19 protein-coding genes are annotated in these 18,018 nt (G+C 66.6%); 12 read left to right on the plus strand and 7 right to left on the minus strand.

The window, feature by feature from the left end; all coding sequences use genetic code 11:
* Nucleotides 1-68 precede the first annotated feature (68 nt).
* The gene (locus tag ACRCUN_RS07400; RefSeq protein WP_462140992.1) at nt 69-968 is read right to left on the minus strand and encodes an SDR family oxidoreductase; all 900 of its coding nucleotides are present in this window, start codon (nt 966-968) and stop codon (nt 69-71) included.
* Nucleotides 969-1,026: 58 nt separating this feature from the next.
* On the opposite strand from ACRCUN_RS07400, the gene ACRCUN_RS07405 reads away from it, so the two are divergent.
* Nucleotides 1,027-1,944 carry a LysR family transcriptional regulator gene (locus tag ACRCUN_RS07405; protein ID WP_462140993.1) on the plus strand — a complete coding sequence of 306 codons (918 nt, stop codon included), beginning with the start codon at nt 1,027-1,029 and terminating at the stop codon, nt 1,942-1,944.
* A 130-nt stretch (nt 1,945-2,074) separates the two neighbouring features.
* Here ACRCUN_RS07405 and ACRCUN_RS07410 read toward each other — a convergent pair whose 3' ends face one another.
* The gene (locus tag ACRCUN_RS07410) at nt 2,075-2,446 is read right to left on the minus strand and encodes a heme-binding protein (protein WP_462140994.1); all 372 of its coding nucleotides are present in this window, start codon (nt 2,444-2,446) and stop codon (nt 2,075-2,077) included.
* A gap of 55 nt (nt 2,447-2,501) precedes the next feature.
* Entirely contained in the window at nt 2,502-2,810 is a 309-nt protein-coding gene (locus tag ACRCUN_RS07415) for a hypothetical protein (RefSeq protein WP_462140995.1), read from the minus strand.
* 287 nt (nt 2,811-3,097) lie between these two features.
* Here ACRCUN_RS07415 and ACRCUN_RS07420 point away from each other — a divergent pair, with 287 nt between their 5' ends.
* Genes ACRCUN_RS07420 through ACRCUN_RS07435 form a run of 4 tightly spaced genes read left to right on the plus strand, consistent with a single transcriptional unit; the run spans nt 3,098 to nt 7,954 of the window.
* On the plus strand, nt 3,098-3,619 hold the full coding sequence (locus ACRCUN_RS07420) for a hypothetical protein (RefSeq protein WP_462141335.1): 522 nt from the start codon (nt 3,098-3,100) through the stop codon (nt 3,617-3,619).
* A gap of 10 nt (nt 3,620-3,629) precedes the next feature.
* Nucleotides 3,630-4,949 (plus strand): Dyp-type peroxidase, encoded by a 1,320-nt coding sequence (locus ACRCUN_RS07425; RefSeq protein WP_462140996.1) that lies wholly within the window; start codon nt 3,630-3,632, stop codon nt 4,947-4,949.
* 9 nt (nt 4,950-4,958) lie between these two features.
* Entirely contained in the window at nt 4,959-5,960 is a 1,002-nt protein-coding gene (locus tag ACRCUN_RS07430) for a hypothetical protein (protein ID WP_462140997.1), read from the plus strand.
* A gap of 53 nt (nt 5,961-6,013) precedes the next feature.
* The gene (locus tag ACRCUN_RS07435) at nt 6,014-7,954 is read left to right on the plus strand and encodes a CocE/NonD family hydrolase (protein ID WP_462140998.1); all 1,941 of its coding nucleotides are present in this window, start codon (nt 6,014-6,016) and stop codon (nt 7,952-7,954) included.
* On the opposite strand, the gene ACRCUN_RS07440 is transcribed toward ACRCUN_RS07435, so the two are convergent.
* Nucleotides 7,923-8,516, minus strand: coding sequence for a class I SAM-dependent methyltransferase (locus tag ACRCUN_RS07440; protein ID WP_462140999.1), 594 nt, complete (start codon nt 8,514-8,516; stop codon nt 7,923-7,925). The two genes, ACRCUN_RS07435 and ACRCUN_RS07440, sit on opposite strands and share 32 nt — an antisense overlap.
* A gap of 73 nt (nt 8,517-8,589) precedes the next feature.
* Here ACRCUN_RS07440 and ACRCUN_RS07445 point away from each other — a divergent pair, with 73 nt between their 5' ends.
* Both ACRCUN_RS07445 and ACRCUN_RS07450 read left to right on the plus strand, forming a co-directional pair.
* The gene (locus ACRCUN_RS07445; RefSeq protein ID WP_462141000.1) at nt 8,590-9,471 is read left to right on the plus strand and encodes a helix-turn-helix transcriptional regulator; all 882 of its coding nucleotides are present in this window, start codon (nt 8,590-8,592) and stop codon (nt 9,469-9,471) included.
* A 126-nt stretch (nt 9,472-9,597) separates the two neighbouring features.
* Nucleotides 9,598-10,650 carry an esterase family protein gene (locus ACRCUN_RS07450; RefSeq protein WP_462141336.1) on the plus strand — a complete coding sequence of 351 codons (1,053 nt, stop codon included), beginning with the start codon at nt 9,598-9,600 and terminating at the stop codon, nt 10,648-10,650.
* A 3-nt stretch (nt 10,651-10,653) separates the two neighbouring features.
* Here ACRCUN_RS07450 and ACRCUN_RS07455 read toward each other — a convergent pair whose 3' ends face one another.
* Nucleotides 10,654-11,685, minus strand: coding sequence for an alpha/beta fold hydrolase (locus tag ACRCUN_RS07455; RefSeq protein ID WP_462141001.1), 1,032 nt, complete (start codon nt 11,683-11,685; stop codon nt 10,654-10,656).
* A gap of 84 nt (nt 11,686-11,769) precedes the next feature.
* Here ACRCUN_RS07455 and ACRCUN_RS07460 point away from each other — a divergent pair, with 84 nt between their 5' ends.
* Nucleotides 11,770-12,666, plus strand: coding sequence for a LysR family transcriptional regulator (locus ACRCUN_RS07460; protein WP_462141002.1), 897 nt, complete (start codon nt 11,770-11,772; stop codon nt 12,664-12,666).
* A 74-nt stretch (nt 12,667-12,740) separates the two neighbouring features.
* Nucleotides 12,741-13,160: a cupin domain-containing protein gene (locus ACRCUN_RS07465; protein ID WP_462141003.1), complete on the plus strand. Its 420-nt coding sequence runs from the start codon at nt 12,741-12,743 to the stop codon at nt 13,158-13,160.
* On the opposite strand, the gene ACRCUN_RS07470 is transcribed toward ACRCUN_RS07465, so the two are convergent.
* Both ACRCUN_RS07470 and ACRCUN_RS07475 read right to left on the minus strand, forming a co-directional pair.
* On the minus strand, nt 13,136-14,266 hold the full coding sequence (locus ACRCUN_RS07470; RefSeq protein WP_462141004.1) for an FAD-dependent oxidoreductase: 1,131 nt from the start codon (nt 14,264-14,266) through the stop codon (nt 13,136-13,138). The two genes, ACRCUN_RS07465 and ACRCUN_RS07470, sit on opposite strands and share 25 nt — an antisense overlap.
* A gap of 11 nt (nt 14,267-14,277) precedes the next feature.
* Nucleotides 14,278-14,880 (minus strand): TetR/AcrR family transcriptional regulator, encoded by a 603-nt coding sequence (locus ACRCUN_RS07475; RefSeq protein WP_462141005.1) that lies wholly within the window; start codon nt 14,878-14,880, stop codon nt 14,278-14,280.
* Between the two features lie 94 nt (nt 14,881-14,974).
* Here ACRCUN_RS07475 and ACRCUN_RS07480 point away from each other — a divergent pair, with 94 nt between their 5' ends.
* From ACRCUN_RS07480 to ACRCUN_RS07490, 3 genes are read left to right on the plus strand one after another with little or no spacing between them, the layout of a single operon-like run.
* Nucleotides 14,975-15,556: an NADPH-dependent FMN reductase gene (locus ACRCUN_RS07480; protein WP_462141006.1), complete on the plus strand. Its 582-nt coding sequence runs from the start codon at nt 14,975-14,977 to the stop codon at nt 15,554-15,556.
* 47 nt (nt 15,557-15,603) lie between these two features.
* Nucleotides 15,604-16,794: an acyl-CoA dehydrogenase family protein gene (locus ACRCUN_RS07485; RefSeq protein ID WP_462141007.1), complete on the plus strand. Its 1,191-nt coding sequence runs from the start codon at nt 15,604-15,606 to the stop codon at nt 16,792-16,794.
* Nucleotides 16,787-18,004: an acyl-CoA dehydrogenase family protein gene (locus tag ACRCUN_RS07490; RefSeq protein WP_462141008.1), complete on the plus strand. Its 1,218-nt coding sequence runs from the start codon at nt 16,787-16,789 to the stop codon at nt 18,002-18,004. The genes ACRCUN_RS07485 and ACRCUN_RS07490 overlap by 8 nt, the downstream gene beginning before the upstream one ends.
* The last annotated feature ends 14 nt before the right edge of the window (nt 18,005-18,018 follow it).

The following is an 18,018-nucleotide window of genomic DNA, read 5'->3' on the forward strand; positions in this document are numbered from 1 at the left end:
TTTCTGTTCTCGATGGGTATTTTCAGCTGTTCGGGTCGCGGCCGCCCTGCCGCTGGCAAGAGTGCTGACTACCGGCTAGCGGTAACCAGTAGGTCCGCCAAACCGACGCGGTGCAGCATCTCGGCGCGGAGCCGGTCGAGTACCGCGAATCCGACGTCGGCGCCGTCACCGGTCGGATCGATGTGAACGCGGAACGGCCGCTTGCCGAACGGCGCCGCCACCACGTCGACGATTGCGCGGGCAACCTGCGATACGTCGGCGTCGGGGGGCACGATCGAGTTGAACGCGGCCGTCACCTGAGGGCCGAAATCCCGGTATGGCCCGCTCTGATAGTCATCGACCACCTGTTGGTCGGCAGGCGTACCCGCATGGGCGAAGTGATTGGTACCGGAGGTGAATGCGCCGGGAACCACTATCGAAGTCTCGATGCCCCACCGGCTCAGCTCGCGGGCATACGACACCGCTAGCGAATCCATCGCCGCTTTGACGGCGAAGTACGGGGCGAGGTAGGGCGGCGTACCGCCGGCCGAGCTGCTGCTGGACACCCACACCAGCAGCCCTCGCCCTTGGCGCCGCAGCTGAGGCAGTGCGGCACGGTTGACCCTCTGCGTCCCGATGACGTTGACGTCGAACAGGTTCGCGTACTGGTCGGGAGTGAATGCCTCGGCCGGGCCGAACACCATGTGCCCGGCGTTGTGCACCACGACGTCGAGGCGGCCGGCCTCGGCGACCACACGCGACACGGCGTCTGCCGCCGACCGCTCGGACTGCACGTCGAGTTCGAGCGCCCGCAGGTCGATGCCGTCGCGTTCGGACATCGCGGCGATCTCGGCCGCGTGCGCGGCATTGCGTCCGGCCGTGTCGCGCATCGACGCGTAGACGGTGTGGCCCGCCCTGGCGAGCGCTTCGGCGGTGAGTCGGCCGAAGCCGCTGGAAGCACCGGTGATCAGGATGACGTCGCGGCTCATACGCACAAGAGTTCCAGCGCCACACCCATAAGTCATATGCATTCTTACTATGTCATGTATGCACCAAGCGCATATCGACCGGGTCGACCTGAACTTGATACCGCCGCTCGTGGCACTCATCGAAGAGAAGCAGGTGTCCCGCGCCGCCGAGCGCGTCGGCCTGAGCCAGCCTGCGATGAGTCGAGCGCTCCAGCGGCTGCGCCGTCTGCTCGACGACCCTCTGCTGATCCGGGACTCGACCGGCTACCGCCTGTCCGCGCGGGCCGAGTCGATTCAGACTCAACTGAACACCGTCCTGCCCCAGCTTGAGAACATCTTCGCTCCAGCGCATTTCGATCCATCGGCATCGACACGTCCGGTACGGCTGGCCGCGACGGACTACGGGGTGCAGACGTTCGGCCCGGCGATCTGCCGCGAGCTGCTGCGCCAGTCACCGGAAGCGCCAGTTCACTTTCACAGCTGGACACCCGACGGTGTCGCGGAACAGATCCGCAACTCCGCCATCGATCTGGGGCTCTACGGCGGCTTCTCGACCGCTGATCTCCACTCGGAAGAACTGCTCGTCGAACGATTCGTGTGCGTCGTCGCGGCCGACCACCCGCTGGCCGACGCGGACGACATCGCACTGGCTGACTACTGCGTTGCCCGCCACGTCATCGTGGACGTCCACGACGGCGTACAACCCGACATCGATTTGCCGTTGGCCAAACTCGGCATGCCGCGGCGGTGCGCGGTGACCGTCGCTTACCACGCGGTCGCGACCCAGCTCTTGCCGGGCACCGATCTGATCGCGACTTTGCCGAGCCAGGCCATCGTTTCGTCGGCGGTACCGAACGACCTGCGCATCCTGCGCGCCCCGGACGAGATCGCCACGCTCCCTTACCGGATGATCTGGCACCCCGCCCTCGACAACGACCACCGCCATCGATGGATTCGCACCGTCGTGCGAACAGCGGTGCGCCAATGCGTGGCCTGAACGCCGCCGGACCACCGTGCGGCGTCAGCCGTTGCGCGAAAGTGTATGCAGCAGCGCGGCCGTCGAGGCGACCCGTCAGGTGAAGGCCGGCCTGTCCGGGCGCTGCGGAGCCATCGCCACCCGCTGCTGATCAGGGTGTCGCCGGTAGTCCACAACGCTGACGGAAGTCGGCCGAAGGCTGCCTGATGCGCTGAAGGTCGTCGCGGACCGTCGGATTGGCGTTGAAGTAGTTGTCCACCTGTGCCTTGATCTGGTCCTTGGGCTGGCCTTTGAGGCTGGTGAAGAAGTCATTCACATCGGGATGGGCGATGAGATAGTTCGACGTGTCGAACGTGACGCCCGACATCACCCGTGCGAGTTCGGCGGCCGTGCATGGCGGCGGGACCGGCGGCGGTTCGGCGCCCGCCACGGCGGCTGATCCGAACAGCATCGCACCGGCTATGGCGCCGGTGCCCATCGCTATCTTGATCGCGCGGCGCTGGGTACGCGGTGAAGACGTCATGTTGGCTCCTTTGTCGAGTGTTGAGAGTGTGCTTGAAAAGCGTTGGCGCTGTGGATCAACGAGGCCCACCGGGCCGGCCGATGTCGATGCCGCCCCCTCCGCCGGGGCGGTTCGGTCCTGGATCCCAGCCGATGTCGAGATCCCATTCGGTGCCGCAGTACCAGTCGTATTCGCAGGGGTACGGCACCACCGGAGTCGCAGCCCTTGGCACCCCGTCCGCACCGCGGACTTCGCCCTGCGCGCACACCGTGGACCCGCCGCTGTATGTGCAGTCGGCGCCGGCCGGTGGTGCGGCGAGAATCATTGCAAGTGGACTGGCCGCCGTCGCCAAACCCACCAATAGATAGCGCTGAGTTGATCGCACGGGCGTCTCCCTCTGTGCATTTGAATGGGGCTTATCGCTCCCTGCCGCGAAGCATAGGCCCGATTTACGTGAGTAACGCGAGAAATGCACTTTCACTCCGTACCCAGCAGAGTATTTGCAGAGGGAGCAAATAGCGCAGGACGGTGTGAGCCCGAACAACTTTTCCACGGTGTTCATCGCGAAGTAGTCGGCGCCGATGACACCACCGGTGTACCGTCCGCATCCAACAGATCGAAATTGGAGGCGCAGTGCCCAACGGCAATCATGACTGGACAAAACCGGCTGCGATGGCGATTCCGAAAGAGGGATATTTCGAGCTGGAACGTGGGCGCTACGGGCCGGTCTTTCCCCGCACTCCGGCCTGCTACGGATTTTCCATAATCGCGAAGGTGAAAGAGGGCCGCGAGGAAGCGGTCCGCGCATACGGGAAGCAAATCGAAGACGCGGTTGCGGCCAGCCCGGACGTGCTTGCGCCGCTGCGTTTGCACTACCTGCGGTGGGTGTTGTTCGACGTCGGATCCGGCCTGCACTTCCAATATCAAGGCATTTTCGACACCGATTTCGACAAGTACACCGAAGACGCGGTGCAGTTGTTCAGCGCCACCGGTATCACGACCGTGTTCACCAACCTCGAAGGCTTTCCCGAGGACTGGAAGGAAAACCCGGAGGCCTTCGTGAAGTTCGTGCGTGAGCACCAATGCCCGAGCTTCCTCGAGTACGGCGAATATCCCTACGTCACCGCCGACGAGATCAAAAAGGCGCTGCGGCTGAAGGATGCCTTCTCACACATGCTCGACCAGATGCAATGAGCCGCTTCCGATGCTCGAACTCGATGACATCCAGCACATCCTGCTGACCCGCACGCCGGCCATCACCGGGCGCTACGAGTTTCTGTCATTCGACACGCCCGCAGGCGGCCGCGCCTGGCTGGCCGAATTGCTCGACAAAGTTCAGTCGGCCGCGGATGTCCAGGCCACCATGGACACCTCCGATCGCTGGGTCACGTTGGCGTTCACCTGGAACGGCCTGCGGGCGCTAGGCGTACCCGACGAGTCCCTTGCGACGTTTCCGGACGAGTTCCGCGAGGGCATGCCGGCTCGCGCGGACATCCTCGGCGACACCGGGGCCAACGCTCCCGAACACTGGGTCGGCGGCCTGGCCGGCGCGGATCTCCACGCGATCGCGATCCTGTTCTCCCGCACCGACGAGCAGTGCCTGCGCTCCATCACCGAACACGACAAGCTGCTGGCGCGGACGGACGGCGTTCGCAGCCTGTCCCATCTCGACCTCAACGCGACACCGCCATTCAACTACGCCCATGACCACTTCGGGTTCCGAGATCGGTTGTCACAGCCCGTGATGAAGGGATCCGGTGAGGAACCGACGCCGGGTTCGGGTCCGGCGTTGGAGCCGGGTGAGTTCATTCTGGGATATCCCGACGAGGACGGGCCGGTCGCGAACCTGCCGCAACCCGAGGTGTTGTCCCGCAACGGCAGCTACCTGGCGTACCGGCGGCTGCAGGAGCATGTCGGGACATTTCGGGAATACCTCGGCGAGAACGCCGACACCCCGGAAGGCCAGGAACTGCTTGCCGCCAAGTTCATGGGCCGGTGGCGCAGCGGCGCGCCGCTCGTGCTGGCACCGGACAAAGACGACCCTGAGCTGGGCGCAGATCCGATGCGCAACAACGATTACAACTACAAGGAGATGGATCCGTTCGGCTACGCGTGCCCGCTGGGATCGCATGCCCGCCGGCTCAATCCGCGCGACACCGCCCACTACATGAACCGCCGTCGGATGATCCGGCGCGGTGCCACCTACGGGCCCGCACTGCCCGACGACGCACCCGACGACGGCGTCGACCGCGGCATCGCCGCGTTCATCATCTGCGCCGACCTGATTCGTCAATTCGAGTTCGCCCAGAACGTCTGGATCAACGACAGAACCTTCCACGAACTCGGCAACGAACACGACCCGATCTGCGGCTCCCAGGACGGCACGCTCGATTTCACTGTGCCGAAACGCCCGATCCGCAAGGTGCACAAGGGGATCCCGGCCTTCACGACCCTGCGGGGCGGCGCGTACTTCTTCCTGCCCGGCCTCAACGGATTGCGCCACCTCGCGGCACTCGACAGCTAGAAGGACACCATGCGAGCTCGCACGTACAACCAGAGCCATGTGCCCCGTGCGCACACCGGCGGACGGCGCATCAGCATCTACTGGACCTGGAGTTATCCCTGGGAATCCCAACGTGATCCGGCCGAGGTCTACAACCGGTTCTCCACCATGACCGAGGTACGAAACGTCGCGTGGCCCGCGTACGAGACCCCGGAGTACGACGCGGCCAACTTCCTGCAGGGCATCGCCGGAACGCTCGAGCTGTTCCACCGGTCCACGTTGTCATTCCAGGAGCTCGCCGAAGAGGCCACCGGCCATCCGGTGGCGGTTTTCCAGCGCATCGATCAGGCCGGCTACAAGCTCCCGATCGACGAACGCATCCTCGCCGACACCGACACACTCATGGTGTTCGGGCTGGATCACCTCCTGTCCCAACAGGAAGCCGCGCCCGAGGAGATCGCGGCGATCACCGAATGGCTCAAGCGCGAAGGCACCTGTCTGCTGCTGGCACCCCATCACGATGTGGGCTTCACCGACGACTACGCGCAGCGTCAGGTCGAATACGAACACCACGGCGACCGGCTCGTCCCGCGCCAGCAACGCTTCGGCCAGTACACGCGCTCCCTGATGCGGGCGCTCGACGTCCCCGTGCACAACACCTGGGGCCTTCGGCCTGCCGTGGTGGCCGGCACGAAAGAGATCGCACCGCTCACCGCGATCCGCGACCTCGACAGTCTTCGACTGCTCGACAATGTCGCCACATTCAACTTCCACCCGCACCTACCGCATTACGAGCTGACCGCGCCAGAAGGCGATCAACTACGGATCCTGGGCAGGCAGCGCATCGACCCGAACCGTCCGCATCCGTTCACCGCATCGGGCAACACCGAATTCAACGCGCTGATCTGGATGCCCCCCGGCGGGCAACGGGCCGGCGATGTCCTGCTCATCGACTCCACCCACTTCACGACCCTGTTCGGGGGCACCGACAGCCTGCGCAATCTCTGGCACAACATGGCCACCATGCGATAGCCACGAAGCGACGCCTTACCGTCTACCTTGTCGGCACGAGTCAAGGGAGACCCATGGCGAACAAATTGCAGGCATGGCGCGAGAAAGCGATCGTCGGCTGGGCCGCTACGCGCACCCTCAAGAGAAGCCCGTCGCCGCTGCAACCCGAGTGGACACCCGGACCAGCGCGCTACGGCGTCGGCATACACCACAACGTCGCGGTTCCCACGTCCGACGGAACGGTCCTGCGAGCCGACGTCCACTACCCCTCCGATCCCGAGACCGGCAGGCCCGCCGCAGGCCCGTTCCCGGTGCTGTTGTCGATCACCCCGTACGGAAAGAAGGCCCCGCCACCCGCCGCACAGATCGGCGGCGGTGCCACCCGTTACCTCATCCGGCGCGGCTACATCGAGGTCATGGCCGACGTCCGCGGCACCGGCGTATCCGGCGGATCGTTCGAGATGTTGGGCGTCGAGCAGGTCACCGACGGGGTGGACCTGGTCAACTGGGCGGCCAAACTGCCGAACTCCAACGGCCGCGTCGGGATGTTCGGCATCTCCTACCTCGCGATCAACCAGCTGCTCACCGCGGCCGCGGTCGGCCCGGATTCACCGCTCAAAGCGATCTTCCCGGTCATGGCAGCCAACGACTTCTACCGCGACGTCGTGACGATGGGCGGCGTGCCGCACATGCGCACGGTCCGGGCGTACGGCGCGGTGTACTCGCTGCTCAACGTCGTCAATCCGGCGCTCGAATTCGCCAAGCGCGGCAGCCATGATCGCCCCCGCGCCGGTGGCCTGGCCGCGGTGCGCCAACGTGGCCGCGACCAGAGAACGTACTTCCGCACCATGACCGCCGACGCCGCGCAGGGCGGGGACACCGCGTTCGACGGCCCGTTCTGGGACACCATGCGCGCCAGTGACGTGTTGCCCAAGATCGTCGAGAACGACGTCGCGGTGTTCCTGGTCGGCGGATGGCACGACGCGTTTCAGCGCGGTGCGCCGCTGAACTACACCGCACTGCAGAACGCGTACGCGGGCCGGCCGCCCAACGCCCCGATGGAGCCCGGCCAGCCGGTGTCGGAGAAGTTCCAGTTGATGATGGGCCCCTGGTACCACGTATCCGATCTCGACGGGCTGCACCTGCACGCGCTGCAGTTGCGGTGGTTCGACCGGTGGCTCAAAGACGCAGACGACGCCGCGGTTACCGGGCCACCGCTGCGATTCCAGGCCATCGGTAACACCCACTGGTTCCACACGAGGGAGTATCCGTTCCCCGAGGCAAAACCCACGCGGTTGTACCTCGCCGAAGGCGGCGGCTTGCTCACCGAGGCCGCCGCCGAGCGAAGCGAGGCGCCGTTGCGCTACACCGCACGCGGACCGATGTCGGGACGCAGCCTCGAGCAGTGGAGCCTCGGCATGGGCAGTTTCATGGCGTCCCAGACCGGCAGGCAGATTCGCTACGACCTCGACCACAGCCGGATGCAGCGCGAGGCGCTGACCTACACGACGCCGGAATACAGCTCGGCGCGATTGATCGCAGGGCCGATCACGTTGACGTTGTTCGCCAGCGCGAACACTGCCGAGACGCTGTGGGTGGCATATCTGGACGACGTGTCGCCCGAGGGTGTCAGCAGACCGGTGACGCAGGGCGCGCTGTTGGGATCGCACCGCGCGCTCGACCCGGAGGCGACCTGGTACCTACCCGACGGAACGGTGTTGCGGCCGCAGCATCTGAGCACCCGTGCGGCGGCCCAACCCGTGGTGCCCGCCGAGCTGACGCGCTATGACCTCGACATCTTCCCCACCGCAGCGCTGATCGAACCCGGGCATCGGCTGAGGCTGACCCTCACGACCTACGACTTTCCGCATCTGGTTCCCACCAAGCCGGCGCGCGCAGCGCTCGCCGGCGGCGTCTACCAGGTCAGCCAGGGGGGACAATCACCGTCGAGCCTGCTCATCCCGCTGGCCGACCCGGTCGCGTTCAATGCGGATGCGTCGCACGATAGTACGTGATCGGCCCGATGATGCGATGGCGTTCTGATTTCACTGTGGTGCAATCGAATCCGGCTGCCTCCAACACGCCCGGTATGGCATCGCCACGCACATCGACGATGTGCAGCAGCCCGCCGGGCTTGAGCACGCGAAAGAGTTCGGCGGCCGCAGCTGCCTTCGTCGCATCGTCGAGGTGGTGCAACATCATCGACGACAGCGCCCGGTCGAACTCGCCGTCGCCGAACGGCAGCCGCTGAGCATAGGCGTGCTCGAAGCGGATACCGCTCATACCCTTCGCCTTTCGCTGCGCGCGGCGCAACGCTCGTGGATCGGGGTCGATGCCGGTGATATCGGTCGCCGGAGATGAGCGTTTGGCCCGCGTCGTGAGGTTGCCGGTGCCGCACCCGATTTCGACAACCCGCTGCCCGGGCTGCAGATCGGCATGCTCGATCAGCGCGGCGTAGGCCCGGCCCATACCCAGTACGCGAGTCAGCAGATCGTAGGCAGGCAGCAACGCGTCATGACCCGCGGCGGGCAGGTAGTCGTGCCGGTTACCGACGAAATGTGGATGATATTCGGTCATGATCTCCATCATCCAAGTGCGGATTCAGCCGTAGTGGGGTGATGATCGGCAATATTGGGATTATCTTTTGGGCATGCCTGATCCGCCTCGCCTGGTACGTCACCGCGACGGCATCCCGGTCTACCGCTACTGGACCGACCGTGAGGCACCGCCGGTCTCGGTGGCCCGCGGCCTCCGCGGGGACCTGGTCGAGCACGGTCCCCACATCCACGATTTTCCGGTGCTCTGGTATGTCCACGACGAGGGTGTCGTCTACGTGGTTGCCGCGGGCGAGGTGATCGACCCGCGACGGCTGACCGCCGAGTCCGAAGGCGTCGGGGTGTACTTCGATCCCGCGGCACTGGGACATGACGCGAACTCGCCCTGGCCGGCGTGGCAGGCGCATCCGCTGCTGTTCCCGTTCATCCACGGCCAGATCGGCGGGCTGTTGCAGCTGGATGTCCCCGTCGAGCGACAGCCCTTGTGGCACAACATGATTTATGCCATCGAGGTGGAGCTCACCGGACGCCGTCCGGCCTATCGGCAAGCCATGCTGGCCTACCTGACCATATTGCTGATCGATCTCGCCCGGCTGGCCGAAGATGTCGTCGGCGATCTGCGGCGCAGTGGCGAGCCGCTGCTCGCCGAGGTGTTCACGGTGATCGACCGTCGGCTGGCCGAACCCCTGTCACTGCGCGATGTCGCCGGCGCGGTCGGGATGACGGCCGGTCATCTCACCACACTCGTGCGCAGGCGTACCGGGCGCACGGTCGGCGAGTGGATCGTCGAGCGGCGAATGAGCCGGGCGCGTGAACTGCTCGCCGAGACCGATCTGCCGGTCGCCGAGGTGGCCAGGCACGTGGGCATGGTCGATGCGGGCTACTTCAGCCGCCAGTTCCGCCGGACACATGGCGTATCGCCACGCGAGTGGCGGCGGACCGGAACAAACGGCATCAGAACTGAATCGCCTTCATAACAGAGGGGTTACGGCAGGCGCGGCCCCAGAGGTCGCGTTGCGCGCGTTGTTAGCGTGCCCGGTGTGAATCGGAGGGCCCTCGGACGATTGTCACGCCGCGTTGCGGCCATTGCGGCGGCCGCGCTGATGCTGCCCGCGCTGAGCGTGGCCGGACCACTTCCCGGTGCGGCGGCGTATTCGCGGGAGGGGTTGCCGGTCGAGTACCTGCAGATCCCCTCCGCGGCGATGGGTCGCGACATCAAGGTCACGTTCCAGGGTGGTGGACCGCACGCGCTGTACCTGCTCGACGGCCTGCGCGCCCAGGACGACGCCAACGGCTGGGACATCAATACCGCGGCATTCGAGTGGTACTACGAATCCGGGATCTCGATGGTGATGCCCGTCGGCGGCCAGTCCAGCTTCTACACCGACTGGTATCGGCCCGCGGCGGGCAGCGCGGGCGTCACAACCTACAAGTGGGAAACCTTCCTGACCCAGGAGCTTCCGGCGTGGCTGGCCGCCAACCGTGGTGTCGCGCCGACCGGTAATGCCGTCGTCGGGCTGTCGATGTCGGGCGGCGCGGCACTCAACCTCGCGATCTGGCATCCGTATCAGTTCATCTTCGCCGGTGCGCTGTCGGGCTTCCTCAACCCGTCACAGGGTTTGTGGCCCACCATGATCGGCTTCGCCATGAAGGACGCGGGCGGCTACAACGCCACCGACATGTGGGGTACGTCCAACGACCCGGCCTGGCGGCGCAACGATCCGACGGTCAACATCAATCGGCTGGTGGCCAACAACACCGCGGTGTGGGTGTACTGCGGCAACGGCACGCCCGGCGACCTCGACGTGGCAGGCGACTTCGGCCAGCTGTACAGCGCACAGTTCCTGGAGAACATCACGGTCAACAGCAACAAGGAATTCCAGCAGAAGTACGTCGCCGCCGGTGGCCGCAATGCGGTGTTCAACTTCCCGCCCAACGGGACGCACAACTGGAACTACTGGGGTGCGCAGCTGCAGGCCATGAAGGCCGACATGCTGAGGGTCCTCGGCGTGGGTGTCACTCCGCCGGTTGCGGCTGCGCCAGCAGTACCGGCGCCCGGGGTTCCTGCGCCCGTCGCGCCGGTGCCCGGCGTGGCAACGCAGCCCGCGGTCCTACCCGCGCAAGCGCTGCCGTTACCCGCCGTTCAGCCGCGCTGAGGGTCAGCGCGCGCCCATCGACCTGACATCGACCACGGCGCTTGCGAATTGGTCAGGGGCCTCCTGCGGCACGTTGTGCCCGATGCCGTCGAGCACGCGGTGTTCGTAGCGGCCGGTGTAGAGCTTACGGTAGCCGGCACCGTCTTTGGCGGCGCCGTCGAAGTCGCTGCCGATCGTGATGGTCGGCACGGTGATCGGGGGCTTGCCGGCCAGCCGCTTTTCGTCTGCGTCGAACCGGCTTTCGCCGGGTGCCAGGCTCTGGCGCCACCGGTAGTTGTGCACCACGATGTCGACGTGATCGGGATTGTCGAACGAGGCCGCGGTGAGATCGTATGTGGCGTCGGTGAATTTCCACAGCGGTGAAGCTCTGGTCCAGATGAGCCGGTTGAACTCCTTGGTGTTCTGCCGGTATCCGAGTTCGCCGCGCGGGGTTGCGAAGTAGTACTGATACCACCAGCCGAGTTCGGCTTCAGGCGCCAGTGGCTGCAGGTTGGCAGCCAGGTTGACGACGATGTACCCGCTCACCGCGACGAGCCCGGATACGCGTTGCGGCCACAGGGCGGCAACGACATTGGCCGTGCGTCCGCCCCAGTCGTAACCACCGAGGATGGCCTTGGGGATGTTCAGGGCATCCATGAATGCGATGACGTCGTTGCCCAGTGCGGCCTGCTGGCCGTTACGCACGGTGGTGCCGGAAAGGAAGCGCGTTGATCCGAATCCCCGAGCAAACGGCACGATGACCCGGAAACCCTGATCGGCGAGATCGGCCGATACGTCGGCATAGCTGTGGATGTCGTAGGGCCATCCGTGCAGCAGGATCACCGGCGTGCCGTCGGCTGGGCCCGCCTCGGTGTAACCGACGTTGAGGTCGCCGGCCTTCACCTGCTTGACCGGGTTCAACGTGTGCGTCGGCGCCGGCGGCGCCTCCGTGGCGGCGCCGGGCGTCTCGTTCTGTGACGTGCATGCCGCCAGGGTCGCCGCACCTGCGGCGACGGTCGCCATGAGGCCGAACTGTCGTCTGCTGAAACCGCTCATGGGCTCATCCCACCGGTCCGACGGCCATCACGTCAAACGATCGTTGTTGATGACTTCGATCTAGATCAGCGATAACTTGGTCAGGTGGAGTTACGCCAGCTCGAGCACTTCATCGCCGTGGCGGGCGAAATGAGTTTCACGCGCGCCGCCCATCGCGCCCACGTCGTTCAGTCGGCCCTGTCGACATCGATCGCGAAGCTGGAGCGTGAGCTCGGGGTGGACCTGTTCGACCGCTCCCGCCAGCAGATCAAGCTCACCGCGGCAGGCGAACGATTTCTCACCCACGCATACGACGTCGTGCGCGCGTCCCGTGCGGCCGCCGAGTCGATTGGTGAATATCGCGGCGCCCTGTCGGGGACGGTCGAGTTCGGCTCGCTCATCTCATTCGGTCCCATCAGCGTGGCCCGGGCGCTCGGCGACTTCCACCGCGCCCATCCGTTCGTCCGAATCAGACTGCACCTCAGCCAGTCCGGTGCTTCCGCGTATCTGTCGGCACTGATCGAGGGCTCACTGGATCTGGCCCTCGTGTCGGTGCCCAACCGGTTCCCGCCGCAACTCGACATGCGCCTGCTGTTCGAAGAGCCCATGGTCTTCGTGTGCCGGGGCGATCACGCGCTCGCACGCAAGAAGCGGGTGGAGTTCGGTGATCTTGCCGCCGAGGACCTGGTCGGGCTTCCCCCCGAGTTCGGGTTGCGGCGTTTGATGGACGACGCGTTCCGCGCCGCAGGCGTCGAGGCGCACACCCAGTACGAGGTGCCCGCCGGGTTCGCGGCCATCGCCGACCTCGTCGGCAACGGGTTGGGAACGTCGTTCATGCCGATCTCGGAGGCGCGCCGATTCGCCGAGCTCACGTCGATCGACCTCGCCAATCCCGTTATCTGGCAGGTGTATCTCGCGTCGACACCCGTCGAGCAGTTGACGCCTGCCACCGCACGGTTGGCGCAGACACTGCTCGACGCCGCCGCCGCGATCCAACCATAGTCATCACTGTTGGAGATGAAGAAGATCGATAACGATCGTTGGACTTGATCGCGGATGACGGCTGGGATGGAGGCATGACGCGCACCTCGATCAAACTCGCCGCACTGACGCTCATGACCACCGCCGTGTTTGCGGCCCCGGTCGCGCACGCCGACAACGGATCCGATGGCCCCACCGCGGGCGTATCGCGCACGGAGCTGCAGCGAACGCCTGCTCCGACACCCGGTTTCGAGATCGTCCAGACCCGGTTCGAGATTCCGGTCGGTAAGGAGTCCGGCCGCCACAGCCATCCCGGCCCCGAGATCGGCTACATCGTCCAGGGCGACGTCGACATGGTCTTCGACGATCGACCGACCCAGCACCTGCACAGCGGCGACCCGTTCCTGATCCCGGCAGGGGTGATCCACAACGCCCACAACGTCGGCACGGTTCGCACGCTCATGCTGTCCACCTACGTGGTGCCTGCCGATCAGCCCCTGGTGACCATGTACTGATCTCGCACGCCCCGGTAGATCGCACGCCGAACGATCCACGGTTGCAGGATTCGGTCGATCGACCACGCCGGGAACCGAAAGGCATATCCGTTCGGCGCGAACACTTCCAGACCATCCGGCAGGACGCCGAGCACCGAACCCCAACGGGTCGCGGGCGGCCGGTACGCCCGCATCCGGCCGCCGGTGAAGTACGCGGCGACGTTGTGTGCCAACACGCCGTCCGCTCGGTTGCGAGCCGAGGATCGCAGCGGATCGGTTGCCGCGACGTCGCCGATCGCGAACACCCCGGGTGCACCCGGGACCTGCAAGTCGGGCGCCACCCGCACGAATCCGTTCTCGTCGAGAATGTCGACCGGTAGCCAGCTCGTGTTGGGCCGGACCCGGCCGATCGCCCACAGCACGGCATCGGCGCGCACGGGTGGCTGTCCGGTGCTCCAGTGGACCGGCTCCGCGGTGATGGCGTCGCAGTCGAATCCGTCGGGCACGACCGCGCGATGGCCGGGATGTAGTGTCACGCCCGCGGCGGCCAACCTGCTTTCGATACGTCGTCGAACTCGCCAATGATGCTGTGGCAAAAGGTATTCACCCGGGTAGTACAAGCCGACCGCGGTGCCCGGCCACCGGATGGCGAGGTTTGCCGCACTGCTCACAGCGGCCGCACCGCCGCCGATGACTGTGACCGACCGCGATCCGCCGACCCGATCGTGCGCTGCCCGCAGCCCGGCATCGACATCAGCGGCCGACTGCAGGACGGCCCGTCTCCAGAAGCCGTTCGTCACGCCGGTCGCGATGATCAGGGCGTCGTAATGTTCGGACCGCGGATTCCCTTGTGCGTCCTCGATGCTTACTGCGCGGGCGACGAGGTCGGCTCCGGTCAACGTTCCGTGCACCGTGCCGACGCCGTCGAGTGCGCGGAACCGGTCGAATCCGATCCAGTAGTCACGCACCCAGTCATCCGGACGGGCAAGCCGCGCGCCCAGTTCCTGACCGCTGACCAGACCGGGGTTCACCGAGATGCCCACGACATCGAAGCGGCGGGCCAACCGGATCGCGGTGAGCACACCGGTGTCTCCCAACCCGGCGATCACCACGCGCTTGCGGTCCACGATCGGTGAGGCTACCTCCGCAACGCGCGACTGATCTCCGCTTCGGCGGGCGCCGGCGGAGCGATTCCCGAACCTGCCGCTCCGTCGAGCCACAGCGCGACCAACCGCGCGGTCGCACCGGGTGCATCGTCGACAGTCCGCCCGATCAGTCCCGCGTTCGCGATCAACAGCACCGCGACATCGGCGGGGCGCAGGTCTGCCCGCACCGCGCCGGCGGCCACCGCGCGTTCCACCACGGTCGCGATCGCCGCGTACTGGCGACGGCGGAGCGCGTCGACGGCCGGCGACACCGGCTGCGTCGACACCAGCAGATCGGCCAGCGCGCGGTTGGCCGCCTGCAACTCACACGTCGCCGTCACACACTCGCGGAACGCCGACCCCGGATCGTCGGCGACCGAGGCCCGCTCGGCCGTCGCCACGTACTGCTCCATCTGCCGCTCGAACAGCTCGTCGACGAGCGCGCCGCGGGTCGCGAAATGCCGGTACAGCGTCGCGTTCCCGATGCCGGCCCGCCGTGCGATCTCGTTGAGCGAGGCGTCGAGGCCCTGTTCGGCAAAGACCCGCTCGGCGGCGTCGAGCACCGTCGACCGGTTGCGTGCCGCATCGGTGCGCATAGATTCCTCCTGCGGAAATAAGTGGGGATGGCTCCCCGTTACGATAGCGTCCGACTAACCGGGGAGCTATCCCCACTTCTGAAAGGATGTCTTCATGACCAGAATCGCGGTGATCCTCACGAGCACGCGCCAGGACCGGTTCGCCGACCGGCCCGCGGCGTGGGTCGCCGAACACCTGCGCCGTCCTGGGATCGAGGTCGACGTCGTCGACATGCGCGATCACGACCTGCCGAGCTTCGACGGGCCCGCCCCGCTCTACACGCCGCGGCAGTACGCGACCGAGGCCGTCGCGGCGTTCGGCAGGCGGATCGACGCGGCCGACGCGTTCGTCGTGCTCACCGGCGAGTACAACCACGGCTACACCGGCGTCTTCAAGAACGCCGTCGACCACCTGTACGTGGAGTGGGACCGCAAGCCGGTCGCGTTCGTCGGGTGGGGAAACGTGGGCGGGGCCCGCGTGGTCGAGCAGTTGCGGACCGTCTCGATCGAACTCGGCATGGCGCCGATCCGCCCGGCGGTGCACATCCTCCCCGACGTACTGGTGCCCGCGATGACCGCGCCGAGCTACGACCCGTCGCTATTCTCGTCGCTCGACGCCAAATTGGATCTGCTGGTATCCGAATTGCTCTGGTGGAGCGACGCTTTGAGTGACGCGCGGGCGGAGAACGCGGCCTAGGGTGCCCTCGTGGCCGGGGCCCGGCACCCGTTCCTTATCGTGACTGGATGAGCAGCGTCGCTGATGCGGACCGGGTCGCCGACCTCGCCCGCCGGGTCGTGGCAGACCACGACCCGCAGAAAGTTCCGATCCCCGAGTATCTGGCCGCGTGCTACGACGCCGGCCTGTCCTGGGTGCACTTCCCGCAGGGTCTGGGCGGCCTCGGGGTTTCGCGGGGTCTGCAGGCCGTGGCCGACCGCATCCTGCAGGGTGCGGGTGGGCCCGTGCCGCTGGGCCTGAACCCGATGGGCTACGGCATGGCCGCACCCACCGTGCGTGAGCACGCACAGTCCGAGGAGCTCAAGCGGTCCTGGCTGCGGCCGCTGGCCAGCACCGAACACATCTGGTGCCAGCTATTCTCCGAACCGGGCGCCGGGTCCGACCTGGCGGGGCTGGCCACCTCGGCCGTGCGGGACGGCGACGACTGGGTGCTCAACGGGCAGAAGGTGTGGACGAGCCTCGCGCACCGGGCCCGCTGGGGCCTGCTGCTGGCCCGCACCAATCCCGATGTGCCCAAACACAAAGGCCTCACGTACTTCGTGCTGGATATGCACGCACCGGGCGTCGAGACCCGGCCGCTGCGACAGCTGACCGGCCAGGCCGAGTTCAACGAGGTCTACTTGACCGACGCCCGGATCCCCGATGCGCACCGGCTCGGCGAGGTGGGTGACGGCTGGCGCGTCGCGATGACGACACTGATGAACGAGCGCAGCGCACTCGGCGGCAGCGGCAACCGGCGCGGCGCAGGCACCATCTCAGATGCCGTGGCACTGTGGGCTTCCCGCCCCGATCTCCACACTCCGGTGTTACGGGACCGGCTCACGCAGCTGTGGCTGCGCTCGGAGGCTCAACGGCTGACCGCCGAACGGTCGCGCGCGGCGGCCACCGTCGGTGGGCCCGGTCCGGAGGGCTCGATCGGCAAACTCGTCGGCGCCGAGCTCAACCAGCACATCTACCAGTGGTGCATGGATCTGCTTGGGCCGGAAGGCATTCTCTACCACGGCTACGGCATGGGCGAGGGCGACGGCGCAGATTGGCGCGGTCCCATCCAGCAACGCTTCCTGCGCAGCAAAGCCAACACCATCGAAGGGGGCACATCCGAGGTGATGCGCAACATTCTGGGCGAACGGATCCTCGGGTTGCCCGGTGATCTGCGGGCGGATGCTGGTGTGGCGTGGAAGGAGATCCCGCGTGGCTGAGGAGCTTGCGGATCAGCCCATTGAAGTGGCTGAGGAGCTTGCGGATCAGCCCATTGAAGTGGCTGAGGCTGAGTTCACGTTCACCGATGAGCAGGTTCAGCTGCGGGCGGCGGTGCGCAAATTCTGCGGCGAGAACTTCGATGAGCAGACCGTGCGGACGCTCATGGAATCCGAACCCCGTTTCGATCCGAAAGTGTGGGCACGCCTGGGTACCGAGCTCGGGGTGCTCGGCCTGGCAGTTCCCGAGAGCGACGGCGGAGCCGGGGGCACGCTGGTCGATCAGGCGATCGCGGTCGAGGAGCTCGGCGCGGCCCTGGCTTGCGGACCGGTGTTCGGCACCGTGTTTCTCTCGATCCCGGCGCTCGTCGCCGCCTCGGCAGGCCCGGTTCGCGACGAGCTGCTCGGCACGCTCGCCGAAGGCACCCGGACCGCCGCGTTCGCCGTGCCCGACCGCGCCGGTGCGTTCGACCCCGCGCTCGTGACCGTCAAGGTCGGCGACGGGAGACTCACCGGAACGGTGGAGCGCGTCGTCGACGGCGACGCGGCGGACGTCTTCCTGGTGGCGGCCACCGGACCCGACGGCGTTGCGCTGTACGCCGTCGACGCGTCCGACGTGCACCGCGCGCCGTTGGTCACGCTCGACCTGACCCGGCCGCAAGCCAATCTCGAATTCGCGCAGGCGCCCGCACAGTTGCTGGCCGGGCCCGACGAGGCCGAGCGGATCATCACGCATGCCCTTCAGGTCGCCTCGGCACTGCTGGCAGCCGAACAGGTCGGCGCCGCACAGCATTTGCTCGATCTGTCGGTCGCGTACGCGAAGTCGCGGTTGCAGTTCGGCAGGCCGATCGGATCGTTCCAGGCCGTCAAGCATCGGCTGGCGGACTGTCTGGTCGACCTCGAGCACGCCCGGTCGACGGCGCATCACGCGGTGTGGGCGTTGACCGCTGGCACTGACGATCCCGCGCTCGCGGCAAGCATCGCCCAGGCGACGGCGTCGGCGGCATTCGCCAAGGTCGCGGCCGACACCATCCAGGTGCATGGCGGCATCGGATTCACGTGGGAACACCAGGCGCACCTGTACCTGAAGAGGGCCACCACGGATGCGGCACTGTTGGGCAGCGCGGAGGCCCACCGATCACGGGTCGCCGAATTGGTCCTCGACGGCGCGGACGCGGATCGGGTGCCGCACATCGCAAAAGGCACGAGCTGATCGGTTGAAAACGT

The sequence above is a fragment of the Mycobacterium venezuelense genome, from assembly GCF_054919535.1.